This window comes from Methanothermobacter defluvii (assembly GCF_003385755.1).
In the GTDB taxonomy this organism is placed as follows: domain Archaea; phylum Methanobacteriota; class Methanobacteria; order Methanobacteriales; family Methanothermobacteraceae; genus Methanothermobacter; species Methanothermobacter thermautotrophicus.
This window is the reverse complement of record NZ_QREL01000001.1, coordinates 25,458-43,040: the sequence shown is the minus strand read 5'-3', so window position 1 is coordinate 43,040 and position 17,583 is coordinate 25,458. Positions and strand designations below refer to the sequence as shown.

Annotated in this window: 16 protein-coding genes and 1 pseudogene; 10 read left to right on the top strand and 7 right to left on the bottom strand. The window is 50.4% G+C overall.

Features of this window, described 5'->3' with window-relative positions; genetic code table 11:
• Positions 1 to 66 precede the first annotated feature (66 nt).
• Positions 67 to 1,821: a helicase C-terminal domain-containing protein gene (locus C7452_RS00185; protein WP_115891912.1), complete on the bottom strand. Its 1,755-nt coding sequence runs from the start codon at positions 1,819 to 1,821 to the stop codon at positions 67 to 69.
• Positions 1,822 to 1,961: 140 nt separating this feature from the next.
• Between C7452_RS00185 and cobI the strand changes: the two genes are divergently transcribed.
• Positions 1,962 to 2,660, top strand: a complete 699-nt coding sequence (gene cobI / locus C7452_RS00180) for a precorrin-2 C(20)-methyltransferase (RefSeq protein WP_115891911.1) — start codon at positions 1,962 to 1,964, stop codon at positions 2,658 to 2,660.
• Between the two features lie 30 nt (positions 2,661 to 2,690).
• Here cobI and C7452_RS00175 read toward each other — a convergent pair whose 3' ends face one another.
• Positions 2,691 to 3,446: a V4R domain-containing protein gene (locus C7452_RS00175; protein WP_115891910.1), complete on the bottom strand. Its 756-nt coding sequence runs from the start codon at positions 3,444 to 3,446 to the stop codon at positions 2,691 to 2,693.
• 123 nt (positions 3,447 to 3,569) lie between these two features.
• On the opposite strand from C7452_RS00175, the pseudogene C7452_RS00170 reads away from it, so the two are divergent.
• From C7452_RS00170 to C7452_RS00160, 3 genes and pseudogenes are all read left to right on the top strand, one after another.
• A pseudogene (locus C7452_RS00170) lies at positions 3,570 to 4,783 on the top strand (FprA family A-type flavoprotein).
• Entirely contained in the window at positions 4,776 to 5,189 is a 414-nt protein-coding gene (locus C7452_RS00165) for a ferritin-like domain-containing protein (protein WP_211305644.1), read from the top strand. Before C7452_RS00170 ends, C7452_RS00165 begins: the two are co-directional and overlap by 8 nt.
• Before the next feature lie 2 nt (positions 5,190 to 5,191).
• Positions 5,192 to 5,725, top strand: coding sequence for a rubredoxin (locus C7452_RS00160; protein WP_115891908.1), 534 nt, complete (start codon positions 5,192 to 5,194; stop codon positions 5,723 to 5,725).
• 50 nt (positions 5,726 to 5,775) lie between these two features.
• Here C7452_RS00160 and C7452_RS00155 read toward each other — a convergent pair whose 3' ends face one another.
• Together C7452_RS00155 and C7452_RS00150 are read right to left on the bottom strand one after the other, a co-directional pair.
• Entirely contained in the window at positions 5,776 to 6,528 is a 753-nt protein-coding gene (locus C7452_RS00155) for a hypothetical protein (protein WP_245942859.1), read from the bottom strand.
• A 5-nt stretch (positions 6,529 to 6,533) separates the two neighbouring features.
• Entirely contained in the window at positions 6,534 to 7,886 is a 1,353-nt protein-coding gene (locus C7452_RS00150; protein WP_010876966.1) for an FAD-dependent oxidoreductase, read from the bottom strand.
• A 124-nt stretch (positions 7,887 to 8,010) separates the two neighbouring features.
• Between C7452_RS00150 and C7452_RS00145 the strand changes: the two genes are divergently transcribed.
• The 6 genes from C7452_RS00145 to tusB all read left to right on the top strand — a co-directional run bounded on the left by C7452_RS00145 (position 8,011) and on the right by tusB (position 10,835).
• Positions 8,011 to 8,403 carry an arsenate reductase ArsC gene (locus tag C7452_RS00145; RefSeq protein ID WP_048175894.1) on the top strand — a complete coding sequence of 131 codons (393 nt, stop codon included), beginning with the start codon at positions 8,011 to 8,013 and terminating at the stop codon, positions 8,401 to 8,403.
• 22 nt (positions 8,404 to 8,425) lie between these two features.
• Complete coding sequence (locus C7452_RS00140; RefSeq protein WP_115891906.1) at positions 8,426 to 9,073, top strand: DUF166 domain-containing protein; 648 nt, start codon at positions 8,426 to 8,428, stop codon at positions 9,071 to 9,073.
• 106 nt (positions 9,074 to 9,179) lie between these two features.
• Positions 9,180 to 9,545: a DsrE/DsrF/TusD sulfur relay family protein gene (locus tag C7452_RS00135; protein WP_115891905.1), complete on the top strand. Its 366-nt coding sequence runs from the start codon at positions 9,180 to 9,182 to the stop codon at positions 9,543 to 9,545.
• 1 nt (position 9,546) lies between these two features.
• Positions 9,547 to 9,903 carry a DsrH/TusB family sulfur metabolism protein gene (locus C7452_RS00130; RefSeq protein WP_010876970.1) on the top strand — a complete coding sequence of 119 codons (357 nt, stop codon included), beginning with the start codon at positions 9,547 to 9,549 and terminating at the stop codon, positions 9,901 to 9,903.
• Between the two features lie 9 nt (positions 9,904 to 9,912).
• Positions 9,913 to 10,512, top strand: a complete 600-nt coding sequence (locus C7452_RS00125) for a (Fe-S)-binding protein (RefSeq protein ID WP_170130264.1) — start codon at positions 9,913 to 9,915, stop codon at positions 10,510 to 10,512.
• Positions 10,512 to 10,835, top strand: a complete 324-nt coding sequence (gene tusB / locus C7452_RS00120) for a sulfurtransferase complex subunit TusB (RefSeq protein ID WP_010876972.1) — start codon at positions 10,512 to 10,514, stop codon at positions 10,833 to 10,835. Before C7452_RS00125 ends, tusB begins: the two co-directional genes overlap by 1 nt.
• A 99-nt stretch (positions 10,836 to 10,934) precedes the next feature.
• Here tusB and feoB read toward each other — a convergent pair whose 3' ends face one another.
• From feoB to C7452_RS00105, 3 genes are all read right to left on the bottom strand, one after another.
• Positions 10,935 to 12,884 (bottom strand): ferrous iron transport protein B, encoded by a 1,950-nt coding sequence (gene feoB / locus C7452_RS00115; protein ID WP_115891903.1) that lies wholly within the window; start codon positions 12,882 to 12,884, stop codon positions 10,935 to 10,937.
• 2 nt (positions 12,885 to 12,886) lie between these two features.
• Complete coding sequence (locus C7452_RS00110; protein WP_010876974.1) at positions 12,887 to 13,114, bottom strand: FeoA family protein; 228 nt, start codon at positions 13,112 to 13,114, stop codon at positions 12,887 to 12,889.
• Positions 13,115 to 13,213: 99 nt separating this feature from the next.
• Entirely contained in the window at positions 13,214 to 17,203 is a 3,990-nt protein-coding gene (locus tag C7452_RS00105) for a cobaltochelatase subunit CobN (protein ID WP_115891902.1), read from the bottom strand.
• Positions 17,204 to 17,583 lie beyond the last annotated feature (380 nt).

The following is a 17,583-nucleotide window of genomic DNA, read 5'->3' as shown; positions in this document are numbered from 1 at the left end:
ACTGGATCTCTCCTCAGTGTGCCGCCGATACAAGGAGATCTGTCAGATTATCAGCATTCAGGACTCTCACTCATTTACTATGGCCTCCTTGAAGAACTCTGGCAGAAGTGACCTGTAGAGGGGGCTTCTGAATATCATCTCTATGTTACCGTCAAGGATGTAGGTGTAGCAGGAGTCATCATGGGCCCTCATTCCACGCCCATAGGCCTGCATGAGGGTCATTATGGTTTTGTAGGCGTACCACCTCTGATCCATCCTCTGCCTCCGGTTAACCTGCTTATCACCCAGGTAGGGGAATGGTATCTTGTAGATCACCTGGAAGCGGCACTTGTCATAGGGTAGATCAACACCCTCACTCATGGATGGGCTTACAAGCACCAGGGGCTCGTCGGACTCCTCAAAGTACCTCAGCACCGCCTCCCTGTTGGATGCCTTATGGTCGATGAGCCTCCTGCTGGGTATATTATCCATTATGAACCGCTGGCAGCGATAGTTGTGGGTGTGTATGAGTCCCTTATCGTTTTTATGCCTCTCAAGGATCCTGTTAAGGATGGGTATGGTCTCGGGGGCCGTGTGCCTTATCCTGTTGCGGGACATCTTCCCTGCGATCTTCAGTTCTATGGGCCTTCTGGATGCAGGGAACGGACTGTCAACCCTTACAAAGTATGCATCCCCTGGATTTATGCCAAGCCACTGGCAGAAGAGCCTCTCACTGAGTATGGTGGCGCTCATGAACAGGCAGACCTCAGAGTAGGAGAAGAGCCTGTCATGTGCATAGTGATGTACCCTCAGGGGCTTGAAGGAGACAGAGTCATCATCGGCGTCGATGACCCAGTTCTTTGGTTCATCCTCCAGACTCATCCTGAGCTCCGAGAGCCTCTTTATGGTCCTCTTTATCCTATCCCTTCTCCTTCTTGACATTGAATCCAGTTCAAGGTCACTGTAGTGGTCTGCTATTGCCTCAATCTGGAGCACCCATTCAGCCGGGTCATCCTCCCGGAGCATCGATGAGGGTATTGTTCTTCTGATATCCTTGCTGAGGCTTTTGTTTGATATGGTTACTTCGAGCCTCCTCATGAGCTTGTCCTCGATGTTGTGAGCCTCATCCAGTATCATGAGGTTTCTCCGGTCGAAGTGACCGACGTAGTTGAGTTCAAGGAATGCATAGTCATAGTTCATGAGGGTTATGGGGCTGTTTATGGCCTCTGACTTCTGTTCCCAGTACTGGCAGTGCTCAGCTGTCTTGAAGAATACCCTGTTACCATAGGAGTCCTGGAAGGCCTCCTCTCCGAGGAGCGTCTCCCCCCTCACAACACCGTAGGGGCACTGGAACTTCTCTGATGAGGGCAGTGTCTGGCATGTCCCCATGTCACAGGTTGACTCCAGGTTGTCGTTGAGGCAGAAGAAGTTACTCCTCCCCTTGACGACGGGAAACCCGAATTCCCTGGCATACTGGTCCTGGAGCTGTTTGGTCATGGTGAGGATGTAGGCTGGCTGGTAGATCCCTGCAAGGGTGCAGGCTATTGCTGATTTGCCTGTGCCTGTGCCGGCCTCAAGTATAACGTACCTGTAACCTTCCTCGATTGCCTGGTAGATGTCGTTTATTATGTCAAGCTGTCCCGGTCTTGGCTGTGGAAAGGGGAAGTTCTCTATGATCTCCGGTGGTATGTGGGGATACCTCTTCTGGAGGTCTTCGTTGAGGGTATCTGATTTCTCAGGAGGCCTTATAATGTTTCTGAAGAACGAAAGGCGCCCCTTGCCCTTGCATGTGCAGTTATCCCTCATCATTCCACAGTCTGGACAGAAGAGTGGGTTTTCCATGGACCTATTTAAGGGGGTGGAACTATATAAGTTTAGAGAGTGCCACAGAATAAATAATGATAATAAAGGCGGGTCTGGATATTTCCAGAGAAGGATGACCAGACCATCATCATGTCTACAGAGTTATTAAAGGTGTTCTAATGCATGGAAAACTCATTGGTGTGGGTGTGGGTCCCGGGGACAGTGAACTTCTGACCCTCAGGGCTGTGAATGTGCTCAGATCTGTTCCAGTTATATGCGCACCCCGTTCATCATCTGAGAGGGAGAGCATAGCCCTCTCAATCGTTGAAGATATCCTCAATGAACGCAGGGATGGCTGCAGAATACTTGAACCCGTGTTTCCAATGACTGATGACCGGGATGAACTTGAAAGTCACTGGGATTCTGCGGCCAGAATGGTTGCAGCTGAACTTGAGGATGGACGGGATGTTGCCTTCATAACACTGGGTGATCCCTCCATCTACAGTACCTTCAGTTACCTCCAGCGGCGCATTGAGGATATGGGCTTTGAGACCGGGATGGTGCCAGGAGTCACCTCCTTCACGGCATGTGCAGCCACCGCTGGCAGAACCCTCGTTGAGGGTGATGAGATCCTCCTTGTGGTGCCCCGGGTTGATGATCGGTTTGAGAGGGTGCTCAGGGATGTGGATGCCTGTGTGATCATGAAGACGTCACGCCATGGCAGGAGGGCCATGGAGGTTGTGGAGTCTGATCCCCGCGGAAAGGATGTTGTATCGGTGGCAAACTGCAGCATGGATGGCGAGGTCGTTGAAAGGGGATTTGCCTCCGGTGGAGGGTATCTTGCAACAACCCTTGTGAGGTTCAGGGAGCAATCCTGAAGCAACACCTCTGTATAGAAACCAAAAAAATCAGCTTTCAGGAACAATCCTGAAGGAGCACCGCCCATCACCACGGGCATAACATTCCGTCTCCTCCACAAGGACATCACCCTTGAAGTGACGGCTGAATACCGCCTCAAGTATCCCTGAGTCCAGTGCACAGGCAGATTCACCTATCTGGGGGAGTAGTCCGCATTCAAAGCATTCATAGGCCCTGATCACCAGTGGATCTGTGCTCTCCACCTCAAGGACTCCCAGGCGGTTTATCATCCAGAATCTCTTGAGATTTTCAAGGAGATCCCCAGGGTCCTCCGATGCTATCCGTGGGTATATTACCTCCCCTATTCTTTTTCCTGCCTCATGGAGGACAGGGTCGATGTTTATGCCCTCCTTTATGAGTTCAACCCTCAGGACATGGAACATCAGTCTGAAGAATTCAAGGGGGTCACCCCTCTCTGTGAGGTGCTCTGCAAGGAATTCTGTTTTTTCCTCATCCAGTTCATCGATCCTCTTCCTTGTGAGTTTACCAAGGTACCTTGAGTTTATCTCGAAGACTTTTCTTCTCCTGTCCTCAGGATCCGGCATTTCAACTATGAGGCCTGCTTTCCTGAGGTCTGAGAGGTGTTTTGATACTGTGGACTTGGATTTATCTGTGATTCTGACTATTTCCTGGAAGCTGAGTGCTCCCTTTTTAAGTTCGGAGAGTATGAGCGACTTGACAGGGCTTTCTATTACCTCGATTCCAGTTTCGGTTGAGAATATCGTGAAATTATGTCTCCTCTTCATCGGCCCATATTATGTCTGAAGGACTATATTACTGTTTCAATACCATGGAACAGAAAAAATTATATAGAAGTTCGTATAGTATAGTACATTCGATGATATACGAACTAAATGTGTGGTGATATAATGAAGGCCAGAGCAGAGAAGATAGCAGATGGAGTATACTGGGCTGGTGTCCTTGACTGGGACATCAGAAACTACCACGGATACACCCTTCAGGGGACAACCTACAACGCCTACCTTGTATTCGGAGATGAAGGTGTGGCGCTGATTGACAACTCATATCCAGGGACCTTCCAGGAGCTCATGGCAAGGATGGAGGATGCATTCAACCGTGAGGGAAGAGAGATGAGAGTGGACTTCATAGTCCAGAACCACGTTGAAAAGGACCACAGCGGAGTGCTGGTGGAACTTCACAGGAGGTTCCCTGAGGCAGAGATCCACTGCACAGAAGTTGCGGTGGAGGGACTGCTCAAGCATTACCCGGCCCTTGAGGGCACAGAGTTCCGCACAGTGAAGACCGGGGATTCCATCGACCTCGGAGGAAGGACCCTCACCTTCCTTGAGGCACCCCTGCTCCACTGGCCAGACAGCATGTTCACCTTCCTTGATACCGGCATACTGTTCTCAAACGACGCCTTTGGACAGCACCTCTGCTATCCACAGCGCCTCGACACCGAAATACCCGAATACATACTCATGGATGCTGCCAAAAAATTCTATGCGAACCTCATAACACCCCTATCAAAGCTTGTGCTCAGGAAGTTCGATGAGGTGAAGGAGCTCGGCCTCCTTGATAAGATAAGGATGATAGCACCCTCACATGGCCAGATATGGACCGAACCCATGAAGATAATAGAAGCATACACCGCCTGGGCCACAGGTAAGGTGGAGAAGAAGGTCACCGTGATCTATGATACGATGCACCACTCCACAGCCATGATGGCCCATGCGATAGCAGAGGGTGCCATGAGCGAGGGGGCTGATGTGAGGGTCTACTACCTCCATGAGGACGACCGCAGCGAGATCGTGAAGGACATACTTGACAGTCACGCCATTGCCCTCGGAGCACCCACAATCTACGATGAACCTACCCGAGCGTTGGAGACCTCCTGATGTACCTCCGTGGCCTGAAGTTCAACAGGACCGGGCAGAGGAGGGCCATGGTATTCGGGTCAATGGGTGGCAGGGGAGGTGCCACCGGGACCATGCAGAAACTCCTTAAGGATGCTGGATTCGAGGTCATGGAGGCGGATGAAATCTACTACGTCCCGAACAATGAGGAACTAGATGCATGCTTCGAGGCTGGAAGAAGGCTTGCAGGTGATCTCAATGAATGAAAACATCACCGGTGTCTGCAGGGGCACCGAACTTGAGAATGTTGTGGATGCAAACTTCAGGGGAGAGTGCAGTGAGGTCGGTATCTACCTTGCAATGGCAAGACAGGCCCAGCGTGAGGGTCTCCCCGAGGTTGCAGAGGTCTTAAGAAGAATAGCCCTTGAGGAAGCTGCCCATGCAGCCCGCTTTGCAGAGCTAAACGGTGTGATCAGGGAAACCCTCAGGGAAAACCTTGAGATGATGCTTGAGGGGGAGGAGGCAGCTAACAGGGAGAAACGTGAGGCAGCCCTCAGGGCAAGGGAATGCGGTGTTGATGAGGCCCATGACTTCTTTGATGAGAGCTCAAGGGACGAGGGAAGGCATGCTGCCATGCTGAGGGGACTCCTCGAGAGGTACTTCCAGGGATAACCATGAAGATCTGCAGAATATGCGGCTATCAGATCCCAGAAGATGAATTCAACCTGCTGGAGGATGGCTGGGTGTGTCCCCGGTGTGGTGTTGGGAAGGAGGAACTCGAGGATTCCGCCGAGCCCCTGAGGGGTCGGGACCCCCTCATGCTTATTTTCAGGGCCATGACTGTGGGGCTCTGGAGGGTTCTGGGTAATGGATCCCAGGGAGTTACAAGGGAGATGGGGTCTGTGATTGCAGACAACATCAGGCACGGGGATGATCCCCTGAAATCAGCCGCAGACTACTTCATCGAACATGGATTTGCAGCGTCCATCAGCGCAGACACTGAAAACTTTGCCCTAAATGTTAAAAACTGCAGTTTCTATGGATTCTGTTGTTCACTGGAGGACGATGGGGTGCTTTTATCAACCTGCCCCTATGCAAACACGGCCGCTGCAGTCCTTGAAAGGACCACGGGATACAGGTACCGTATAAAACGAAATAAGGGGGACCATGGACACATCATTGAATTTTCACGGATATCAAAAAAATAGGTAGGATTCCGAGATTAACTTCACAACGGTGCCACCGAAGCCCCTCTGATTCAGAAATCAGCATAGGGTCTCTCCATACCCGCGCGCTTCAGTATATCCTCCGCATGTTTGAGGGACCCGTCGCTGCCATCAACCAGGAGGTGGACGGCTCCCTCAGCCCCGTGGACGCCTCCAGCTGCAACAGGTTCTGCATCCACACCCGCCAGAAGCCTGAGGGCGTCCACCTCTGTGAAGACCTCGCCGGGTACAGGTAACATCCCGGGACCCTCAGTGCCGGCTGAATTCATTCGGAGCGCTGTACTGTAAAGGTCGCCGGGTATCATCTTTTCAAGTCCAACAGGGACTATGAGTTCTGTTTTCCTGCCAGCAGCTGCCTGGAGTGCTGGAAACACTGTGCCGCCCATGGGGTGACCTATGTAGACCGCTGCCCTCCCTGAGCTGTATTCAAGGGCATTGGCTCCCTTGAGTATCAGGTCCCCCCTTCCAAGTTCATCTGCCACATCAAAGATTGTAATTCCACGATCCCATCTACCCCTGCGGATTACCACATCACCCGGGAATTCATGGCCGGTACCATCCGTCCTGAAATAGGGGGGCCTTATGATTCCCCTGTGAAATCCGCGACGGTCAAAACCGTCCTCTCCCAGCTGTCCAAGGATCTCCTCTGCTATGTATCCATTGGTTGTCCCGGCGATTATGACCAAGGTGCCCCCCTCAAGCACCCTCCTGATGGATGGATGTTCAAGCATTCCCCATGCAATTAGACGTTTACCCGCCGCGGGAGTCACCAGGAACTGTTTCATCTCAATCAATCCTGTGGTCTGCCATTCACCCTTTTCAGTTTTTCACAGGCATCCTCTGCTGCAAGGATTATGGGGTCTATGACCATTGAGACCGGAGGCGCGTAGGAGAACTCAGTCTCTGAGAGCTCAGAACACGTGAGTCCCTGGGATATGGCCAGGGACATGGTATCAACCCTCTCAGCGACCCTCTCCTTTGCAACCATCTGGCATCCGATTATCCTTCCCCTGAGGTCACATATCATCTTAACATCTATCCTCTCGGCACCCGGGTAATACCTGGCCTTTGTGAGGGCCCTCTTCTTACCTGATACCACCTTTATACCGTTCTGGAGGGCCATGACCTCTGTGAGGCCCACTGCACCAAATTCAAGTTCCCCTATCTTTGATACCATTGCATTGAGGACCGGTCTGAACCTTGCATCCATCCCAACTATGTTCTTTGCAGCCACCCTGGCCTGTCTGACGGCAGTTGAACCCAGGGGTGACTGGGTCCTGAAGCCCGTGACTGCATCGTATACCTCAACACAGTCACCTACCGCGTATATGTCAGGCACACTTGTCTGCATCCTGTCATTTACCTTGACTGCCCACTGTCCAATTTCACATCCTGCCATCCTGGCAAGCTTTGTCTCAGGCCTCACGCCCGTCGCCAGGACCACGAGATCCGCCTCAAGGCACTCATCTCCAACCACAACACCCTCAACCCTCTCATCACCCACTATCCTGTCAAGGGCCTTGCCGAGGATGACCCTGATGCCCTTCTCCTCAAGGTAGCCCTGGACTATGGCTGCCATGTCCGGGTCCAGGGATCTCGGGACGATCTGGGGGAGCATCTCGGTGACGGTGACCTCAAGGCCCATCCTCAGGAGGCCGTAGGCTATCTCAAGGCCTATAAGTCCAGCGCCCACCACCACTGCCCTCTTACTTTTTGATGCCCATTCGGTTATCCTTTCACCGTCTGTGAGGGTCCTTATGGTGAAGACTCCTTCAAGGTCCGTGCCCTCCACCGGTGGTATGAAGGGTGAGCCGCCGGTTGCAAGGACAAGGACGTCGTAGGGTATCTCTCTGAGGCCGTCCTTTCCCCTGTAGGTTACAGTCTTTTTTTGAGGATCTATGGCCTCGACCTCTGTTTCCGTGAGGATATCTATGTTCCTCTCCCTGTAGTCCTCTGGCCTGTGCATAACTATATCATCAAAGCATTCAACCTCACCGCACATAACGTAGGGTATTGCGCAGGGGGAATATGCCACATGTTTATCACGGGTTATGACCTTTATATCTGCGTCCTTATCATGTTTCCTTATATTGGAGGCCGTTGAAAGTCCTCCGGCCCCGCCGCCAACTATAACAACTCTCATCTATCCCCTTCTCCTAGGAGTTATCGGTTATAGGTCTCTTCTTCATTTTATAAATAATTCAGATATATTTATAAATTTGGATACATCAATAGATCAGTGTGGTAGTTATAAGGGAGCATCAAACATGAAGAGTAAGGTTCTATTCATATGCAGGAACAACTCCGGGAGGTCCCAGATGGCTGAGGGGATACTCAGGGCCATGTACGGTGCCCACTATGAGGTCCACAGTGCTGGCAGTGACCCGAAGGATATCAGCCCCCTCACCATACAGGTCATGGAGGAGATTGGTGTGGACATGACTGGCCACAGACCAAAGAGTCTCAGGGAATTTGAGGGCGAAAAATTTGACATCGTTGCAAGCCTCTGCGATGAGGCATGCCCTGTATTCCTGGGTGGTGAGAGGTACCTTCATGCTGAATTCCCTGACCCGAGGGGTGCAGATATTGACACCATCAGAAGGATCCGTGATGAAATCTCTGAGTGGATAAAGAAGGAGTTCAACCCTGAAAAACTGTGATTTACTGAAGGAGAGTGATGTAATGATTAAGGTTGCCATCGTAACAGACGGGCCCTACGGTGAAAGGGCCTATGAGAACATAGCCCGTGAATTCGAGGCCATGTTCATTGAACTTGAGGCTCCCTCTGGAATATTTGCAGATGAGGTTGACATACCCGCCGATAAACTCAAGGCCATAAGGTCAGCGGACATTGTGATAACCTACATACTCCACCCGGACCTCACCCTGGAACTCGTTGATGAGATTCATGGGGATGTTGACTGGATCATCATAGGGGCCTGGAGGGGTGATGGCTTCAGGAACCAGCTCCTGAGTTACGGCAATGTGACGGCCCCTGAGAACATGTGCGACCTGGAGGAGAACGGTAACCCCTCATTTGATGAATTCGTGTCAAGGTTTGGAAGGCCCCTGGTGGAGGTGGACCTTGAAGGTGAAAAGGTTAAGGAGATAAGGGTTCTGAGATCCTCGCCCTGTGGAGCCACGCTCTTCGTCGCAGAGGAGCTTACCGGTGAGGATGCACAGGATCTCCCATTAAAGGCCGGGCTTAAGATACAGCACTACCCCTGCCGTGCCCCGAAAATGAGACTATTTTCAGATGACGAGTGCAAGAAGGAGATGGCAGCCAGGATGCACAGTGAGGCCTTCGAGAGGGCCCTTGGAGTGAAATAGACCTCCCTTGATCAGCTGAACAGTCTAAGGGGAAATAAAGCCAACCGATAAACTATCATTATTATTCATAATAAATTATTTATTTCAGGGACATCAAGATAGAACCATGGAAAAAAAGATCCTCACAATAGTCGTCACAGAGGGACCATACCGTTACCAGTATGCAGATATAGCATTTGAAATAGCTGAAAGTGCCATCAAAAATGGTTACGACGTCAGAATATTCCTCTACATGGACGGGACGCATATACCAAAAAGGAACCAGGCACCCCAGTCCTTCCCCAACAGTGCAGAAAGGCTCAGGTCACTGGTGAAGAAGGGTGTGAAGGTAACATCCTGCATAAGATGTTCCACGGCGAGGGGATACACCTGCTCAGAAAGGCCCTACATAATGGGTGTTGAAATAAAGAGCGTTTACGATCTTGGAGAATGGATAAAGGATAGTCACAGAGTGATAACCCTGGGATGTTAACATGAAATCCGCGCTCATAATAATAGACAGGGCCCCCTACGGATATGAAAACGCCTTCAGTGGCCTCTATGTTGTCATAGCATGTCTGAACAGTTCACTGGATACTGATGTCCTCCTAATCGAGGATGGTGTCTATGCCGCAGTGGCTGATCAGGTCTCAGAGGCCATCGACTACCCCAATGTTGAGGAACTCACCTACCTCATCTTCCCGGAGGGCAGTGTCTTTGTGCATGAAAGATCCCTGAAGGAAAGGGGTCTTGAGGAGGATGACCTTGTGGAGGCAGCCGAAGTCATAGACGATACCGAACTGTATGAAATATTCCGGCTGAAGAGGGATACTGCAATTATGAAGATATGAGGTGTCATTATGGAGATGGATGAAGTTAAAAGGGAGGTCCGGCCCCAGGGCTCCCTTGTAAAGGAGGCCACCCTCAAGCAGGTGAAACCATGCCTTGCAGCTGAGGGTAAAATAAGGGTTCTCATGGAGCTTGACTCAGAAATAGGGGACGTAATACCTTTGATTGCGAACATGTACCCCCCCGGTGTTGTGAACTATGTCAGAAAAAAGAACATACTCACACTAACAATCTATGACCGTATAATAAGCCTCTACCCCTCCGGCAAAATCAGCATGAACAAGACCCATGATGTTGAGGAAGCATTTGAAATCGCCGGTGAACTGATGGACAGGATAAACAGGGCCCATGATTCAGGGGGCTACGGATCTGATTCGCGGGATATGAGTCGCATCGGCCCCATGGATGTGAACAGATGCCTGCCTGGTAGCAACTGCGGTGACTGCGGCGAATCCACATGCATGGCATTTGCAATGAAGCTGCTCAACGGTGAACAGAAGCTTGACAGCTGCCTGCCACTGAAGGAGCCATGGATGCAGGAAAAGGTCCAGTGCCTTGAGAAACTCCTCGGTGAAGAAATGATGGAGACCCTTGGCTGGAGCGGTTACTGATGGGATCTGTGGGTTTTCTCGTGACAAAGAGCCCTTCAGAGCTCAGCTTCAAAACATTTCTGGACCTCGTGGATATCTGGTGCGAAGAGTACCTGAAGGTGTATCTGATATCAAATGGAATATATGCTGCAATGGAAGGAAACAGGTACTCCCACACCATCAGGGAGATTTCAAGGACCGGGAATGTTTTTGCAAGGAAGGAAGATCTAATGGCAAGGGGTATAACCCGGGAAATGCTCATAGATGGTGTGGAAGTACTTGAAGGCCTTGACAGGGTGGTTGTTGATATAATGGAAAACCTAGATATGGTCTTCACATTTTAATCAATCTACCTTCTAATTTTCTGGATTCCTTCCACCCCTTATACTTCCACGGGATACCATACTCTCACCTCCATATCGTTAATTGATGAATGCCTGGACTCAATAGCCAAGTAGCGTGCCGGCAGTGTATATTATGAAGGAGGCCATCCAGGCCACGAACACTGAGTATAATGGTGAGAAGAGGGCCCACCTCTTGCCTGCCTCCTCCTTTATAACAGCCAGTGTCGCCAGGCAGGGTGTATAGAGCAGCACGAATACCATGAATGACAGAGCCTCCAGTGGCGTGAAGGCGCCCTGTATGCTTGCTGCGATATTAGCTGCCCCGTGGACCGTTCCGAAGGTGCTTATAACAAGCTCCTTTGCCGCGAAACCAGATAGAATTGCGACCGCCGACTGCCAGTCACCGAATCCCAGGGGATGAAATAGGGGTGCCATGATGGAGCCCAGGGTCCCGAGTATGGACGAGGAAACATTTCCGGCCGGGAACCCTGAAAGGAACCATATGATCACCGAACCTGCAAATATTATGGTCCCGGCCTTCTTTATGAACTGGATACCTCTGTGGTATGTGTGAATCAGGAGAGTCCTGGGCCTCGGAAGCCTGTATGGTGGAAGCTCCATCAGGAAAAGGGAACCTTCACCCATGACCACTTCACCCAGCAGACGGGCGGTTATGATCGCCACTGCAATTCCCAGGATGTAGAGGAAAAATATGACCCATCCCTGATAGATGAGGGGGAAGAGGGCTGATGTGAAGAGCACGTAGACAGGGAGCCTGGCACTGCATGACATGAAGGGTATCATGAGGCTTGTGAGAATCCTCTCCCTCTCAGATCCTATGGTCCTTGTTGCCATTACCCCCGGGACACAGCACCCGAAACCGAGCATCATGGGGATGAATGACCTGCCGCTTAGACCCGCCAGTGAATTCATTACACGATCCATGACAAAGGCTGCCCTTGCCAGGTACCCTGAATCCTCAAGGAAGGTGAGGAGGAGGAAGAGTATGAAGATGTTCGGTGTGAACACGAGGACCGATCCAACACCCCCTATCACACCATCTGCCAGGAGGGACCCTGCAGCTGAGTCCCCAAGGGCGCCCTGAACTGCTCCTGCAAGGTGGGAAACACCAGCATCAATCAGCTCTGTAAGTGGAGCCCCTGCAGTGAAGGTGAGCTGGAATATCAGCCACATCACCCCCAGGAGAATCGGGAGTCCCAGGTACCTGTTAAGTACAGCACGGTCTATAAGTTCAGAGACCGTTACCCTGTCAAGGGAGGGTCTCGTGAGGGACCTCTCCAGGAGCCCCTCTATGAGGCCATACCTTGCATCTGACACCAGGATGTCCGCATCAGCAGAGTGCTCCTCCTCAAGGATCCTTCTGATCCTCTCAAATTCCTTGAGGAGGTCCTCACCAACCATTGAGGCAACCCTTTTATCCCCTTCAAGAAGTTTTATTATGATCCATTCAGCTGGAAAATCCGCCTCAACGTCTTCAAGAAGTTCCCTGAATTCCTCAATAGCATCTGACCTCAAAAACTCATATCTGATCTGTGGAGGGTTACCATTCACCTGTCTTATGGCTGCTTCAAGCAATTCATCCTGATTTCCTTCAATGGCCTCCACCTTTATGACCGGCACCCCCAGCAGTTCCTCGAGTCTCTTCTCATCAAGCCTGTATCCCTTCCTCTCTGATTCACGGTTGAGGTTCACTGCTATGATGGTGTTGAGGCCGAACTCGAGGATCTGAAGTGTGAGGTAGAGGTTCCTCTCAAGGTTGGATGCATCAACAACACTGATTATGAGGTCCGGTCTCTCATCAAGGAGATAATCAATGACCACCTCCTCCTCGGGAGATCCCGCTGTTAGACTGTAGGTTCCTGGGAGATCTGTAATTTCAATATCATTTTCCCTGAAGTTCAGGTATCCTGTTTTCTTTTCAACAGTCTTCCCTGGCCAGTTTCCAACGTGCTGATTGAGCCCCGTAAGGTTATTGAAGAGGGTGCTCTTTCCAACATTCGGGTTTCCTGCAAGTGCTATTCTGAGCATTTTTAATCCCTTACCCCTATCCTCGATGCTTCTCCCTTACGGATGGAAAAGGGATGGCCCTTCACTCTAACCTTCAGGGGGTCTCCCAGGGGTGCAGAGTTCTCAACAGTGACCCTGGATCCCCTTAATAGCCCCATAACAGTTAATCTTTGCCTTATATCCCCTGGAAGGTTAACGGATGTCACAGTCACAGTCGTGCCTTCCTTTATTCTGTCGAGTGTTGTTTCCATGATACCACCTTTAGGAAATCCTAAAATTTAGTTACACCTAAATCATATATAAACTTTTAGGTTTACCTAAACCCTGTTGAAGTTAAAAAAAGAATAGCCTCAGTATCTTCCCTGGAAGAAGTAACCCGCTCCAAGGAGACACACAAGGCTTATAACACCAATTATGGCGTATATGGGAGTCTGAGTGCTTGAAGAGGTGCTGCTGGTTGATGCTGCAACCTCATAGGCCTTTCCAGAACCTTCAGAAGCTCCAGAGTTTTCTGAAACCTCTGATGACTTTCCAGCCCCATCTGACGATGAACCTGATGCTCCGCCTGCATTCCCTGCGGAACCTGAAGAAGGTTCATCTGTCTCACCGATTCCATCCCCATTCACTGAGCCCGGCTGTGAATCCCCAGAGCCAGGCACATCAATGGACTTCCCTGTGGCTGCAGCCATTGCAGCCGCAAATTTTCTGAGGGCCGCCTGGTTGAGGGATGATAGCTTCACCACCCAGCTGTTGAAGACCATGTTGGCACATGTGTGGTGACAGCAGACGACACCATACTCATTCACCGCCGCGATGTACTCATCGGCAAGCCTCTGCAGTGTAGCTGAATCTGTGCTCCAGAGGCCCCTGCGGCTGGCCTCAAGGAGCCAGGATACCGTTGAGGCGTAGGAGTAGGGCTGAAGACTCTTAAATCTGCTGCTTACCTGAGGATCAAAGACATAGGTCTCTGCAACCTTCTGCCACATCCAGTCCTGGACCAGATCAGGGGTGACTGCACTCCAGCCGAAGAGATGTCCTATCTCCTTGGATATCTGATGAGCACCTGAGAATCCCTGATTCAGCATTCCCTCAATCCATTTCGGGTTGTAGGTTCTTGTTCTGAGTTCTGCTGCAATGAAATCTGCCAGTGTCTCCATTCGTGGTGTGAACCTTGTATTGGCGATGTATGAGGCAACATTCCTTCCTGAAATGGTCCTTGCAGCCATCGTGAGACCCCCAAGGTACTGGTAAACGTCGTCGTTGTCAAGAACACCGTAAACACTGTCCCTGACCTGTACTGTTGCATCCACATTTGATAGCTGCTTCATGAAGACCTCCTTTGCATCAATGGCGTATATGTCCTTTCCATAGATGAATCCCATATGATTCAGGTAGGTTTCAAGGAGCTGTGACTGATTATCCCACTTTGCAGTTGATTCAACCACTTCAGGTAGCCCTGTACCGTAACTTCCAGGGGCACTGCCAAATATCCTTGCACCGGCAAGTGTCTCCGCTGCCTGTAAACCCCTGGCAGTATAATTCGCCAGGTCTGCAAGGTAATGTTTCCTGAGGTAGTTGCCTTCCACCGGTTCATCCAGTTTCATGACAAGCCTTATCGCCTCATCCATCCTGTCGATACTGTAGGCAAATGTGTCTCTGAACAGTCCACTGATAGTGACCAGAACATCGATTCTGGGCCTTCCAAGCACTTCCAGGGGTGTTACACTTATTCCTGTGAATCTTCCTGATTTATCCCATACCGGTTCAGCTCCGATGAGTCTCAGGACCATTGCTATTGTCTGACCACTGGTCCTCATGGTCTCAATTGCCCAGAGAACCACCCCAACAGATTCAGGGTATCTGCCATTCCTTGAAAGGTAATCTGTAATGAGGTCATCTGCCATCTTCTTACCGATCTCCCATGCAGCCCTATCAGGTGCAAGTCTGGGGTCAAAGGAGTAGGAATTCCTTCCCGTGGGCAGGAGGTCGGGTATCCTTATGGGATCAGCCCCCCGACCCGGTTCAACAAAACGTCCCTCAAGGGCCCTCAGAAGGTTTGTGATCTCCTGGTCAGTGGCAAGTTTCTCTCTTACGGCGTTCCGGAACTCTGTGTTATTCCTCGATGCGGGGTCAAAGCTCACAATTGCCTCCACCATTGCATCAAGGAGCTCCCCGCTAAGGGGTTCCCCGAAGACATGTAAGCCGTAAGGTATCAGTGTTGCTGATAGCTCATCAAGCCTGTGCTCAATTCGATCAAGGGCCTCTTCAAAGGAAGTATTGAGGTCAATGTTAAGTTCCCTGTGAAGGTCCAGTTTAACTGTGAGATTTCTGATTTCCTCAGCGATTATCAACTTTCTCTGGGGATCCTCAGACGTATGGTAAAGGTTAATTTTGTGTTCAAGTTCCGATAGATCCCCGTAAAGTTCACTTACCACCATAGGGGGGATGTTATGGTTTATGAGAACCGCGTACCCACGCCTCTTTGCCTGAGTCCCCTCACCAGGGTTGTTTACGATGTAGGGGTAGATATGTGGCAGGTCACCTATCATCACGTCGGGCCAGTCAAGGGATGATAGACCAACTGATTTCCCGGGTAACCATTCGAGGGTTCCGTGTGTACCAAGATGTATAACTGCGTTGAAGTTTTTCTGAAGCCAGAGATAGAATGCAAGGTACTGGTGGTGCGGTGGGAGTGTTGTTGAATGTATGAGGTCAGCTGCATCCTCGCCGAATCCGCGCATTGGCTGGGGGCCGAGGAATACGTTGCCAAGCATAACACCAGGGATCACTATGCTGCCATTGTAGACCATGACGTTTCCAGGGGCAGGCCCCCATGTCGCTGTTATGTTATTTCTCAGGGTTTCTGGCAGTAGACTGAACCAGTTAAGGTATTCAGATACTGGAACTGTTACTGCGCCGGCCCTGACAACCTTCTCAAGTTCACCCGGAGCCCATGAACCCACATTCAGGCCCGGCCCGAGGAGTATGTTTATCACCTCCGCAGTGGATTTTTCCTCAACATTGTAGCCAGCACTCCTTAGCGCCCTCAGTATGTTGCTGATGCTCTCCGGTACGTTGAGGTAACTCGCACTGATACCATCCTTACCCCCACCAATGTTGTAGTATATAAGGGCTATCTTCTTCTCCGCATTTGGAAGTTCCCTTAACTTTATCCAGTTGATCAATCTCTCTGTGAGCCTCTCTATCCTGTCAGGAATCGGAACATAGTATGTATAACGCAGCCCTGTCTGAGGGTCTGTCTCCTCAACTCCGCCACCGATCATGACTGGCTCTATCCTTCCGTCGATCTCTGGAAGTGCTATCTGCCAGTACACCTCAGATGAAAGCCCTGCTATGCTCTCGTTCCATGCCCTGAGATTTGATGCATAGACCGCGGCAATTGCGGGTAAATCAAGTTCCGTGAGGATTGCAGTGGAGTTCAGGGGATCACCGCTGTATAAATTGAATCCCATGCATGTTATGAGACCGCTGATCCTGGGAGCCCTGTTACCATCCAGGAAGAAGTTTTCAATAAGGTTCCTCTTTGTAGCTGTGTCAGCTGCAAAGCCAAGGATCACATTGTAACCCTTTCTCTCAAGGCTCTCAAGTATGGCGGTGTGCATTCTCATGTCGCTTCCACGGTAGTATGTATCGAATGTGATTATGCCCACCCATGGTTTTCCTGCCCTGTAGTGGCCGCTCTGAACATACCAGGAGTAGTAACGGTCCCATGCTGTGAACTGTTCGCCGGCGTCGGGGTGATATACAAATGATTTCACCGCGGGAATGGCTGTTACATTCTCCTCATTTCTTAGCTGCATTCCAGCATCCCTCAGAAGGAGGAGCATCATTCTCCTGAAGTTCTCGGGGCCTCCCTGATCCCAGATGTACTTCACCGTTGCGTTGTCCGCACCCACACGGGGATCATCCTTGAATGTGTTACCGGTTCCTATGGCAATTATTTTCCTGGCCCCCGTAACATTAAGGATTGGATTGACCTTTGCCAGGGTGTTTGGAGAACTTATCATCTGAATCAGAATCACGTCAGCCTTTCTACCCGCCTCCAGTGCCGCCATGTCTATCTGCGGATCGTTCCTTAGAAGTTCATCGTTTGTGAACATTGAAAGATTGAATCTGTAGCCGTCCCGTCCTGCAAGTTTATAGCCTTCCACTATTGCCTTTGTACTCGAAGTTGACCCTGTGATTATGAGAATACTGTAATGGGAGGAATTCTGCTGAATCGCATCCTCTGTGACGTTGCTACTGTTATCAGCCGCTGAAACACCTCCCGCAAGCATGATTGTCATGAGTAGAATCACCGGAATAACTGATATTCTCAAAATTTCACCTCCATCATACTTTATCTCAAATCATCTTTGCTTTAATAAGATATAAAATTTTCTTTAATTAAAATAACATTTACTTTAATATAAATAAAACTAAATCTACTGATCTATCAATAATTCATGACCAGTGGAGCTACCTGAAAAACGATTTCCATCCAGGAACCCAATTACTCCCTGTGGGTGTGAAATTCACAGATGAGGTACCTGAGAATGCGGTTATACTCAGGGAACACGGATGCTGCCCTAATGGGGGCACTTCAGGTGAAGTGGTTGTGCTTCCCGGCCAGAGAAACCCGTGTGGATAGCCCTTACCATGCCTCAATCTGATGGTGGGGTAGAGAATACAGAGTTCGAAGGCGGTCTGTCTGCCTGCC

Coding starts and splice junctions, on each gene's coding strand:
- C7452_RS00185 (WP_115891912.1), bottom strand. CDS start 1,821: ATGGAAAACCCACTCTTCTGTCCAGACTGTGGAATGATGAGGGATAAC.
- cobI (WP_115891911.1), top strand. CDS start 1,962: ATGCATGGAAAACTCATTGGTGTGGGTGTGGGTCCCGGGGACAGTGAA.
- C7452_RS00175 (WP_115891910.1), bottom strand. CDS start 3,446: ATGAAGAGGAGACATAATTTCACGATATTCTCAACCGAAACTGGAATC.
- C7452_RS00165 (WP_211305644.1), top strand. CDS start 4,776: ATGAATGAAAACATCACCGGTGTCTGCAGGGGCACCGAACTTGAGAAT.
- C7452_RS00160 (WP_115891908.1), top strand. CDS start 5,192: ATGAAGATCTGCAGAATATGCGGCTATCAGATCCCAGAAGATGAATTC.
- C7452_RS00155 (WP_245942859.1), bottom strand. CDS start 6,528: ATGAAACAGTTCCTGGTGACTCCCGCGGCGGGTAAACGTCTAATTGCA.
- C7452_RS00150 (WP_010876966.1), bottom strand. CDS start 7,886: ATGAGAGTTGTTATAGTTGGCGGCGGGGCCGGAGGACTTTCAACGGCC.
- C7452_RS00145 (WP_048175894.1), top strand. CDS start 8,011: ATGAAGAGTAAGGTTCTATTCATATGCAGGAACAACTCCGGGAGGTCC.
- C7452_RS00140 (WP_115891906.1), top strand. CDS start 8,426: ATGATTAAGGTTGCCATCGTAACAGACGGGCCCTACGGTGAAAGGGCC.
- C7452_RS00135 (WP_115891905.1), top strand. CDS start 9,180: ATGGAAAAAAAGATCCTCACAATAGTCGTCACAGAGGGACCATACCGT.
- C7452_RS00130 (WP_010876970.1), top strand. CDS start 9,547: ATGAAATCCGCGCTCATAATAATAGACAGGGCCCCCTACGGATATGAA.
- C7452_RS00125 (WP_170130264.1), top strand. CDS start 9,913: ATGGAGATGGATGAAGTTAAAAGGGAGGTCCGGCCCCAGGGCTCCCTT.
- tusB (WP_010876972.1), top strand. CDS start 10,512: ATGGGATCTGTGGGTTTTCTCGTGACAAAGAGCCCTTCAGAGCTCAGC.
- feoB (WP_115891903.1), bottom strand. CDS start 12,884: ATGCTCAGAATAGCACTTGCAGGAAACCCGAATGTTGGAAAGAGCACC.
- C7452_RS00110 (WP_010876974.1), bottom strand. CDS start 13,114: ATGGAAACAACACTCGACAGAATAAAGGAAGGCACGACTGTGACTGTG.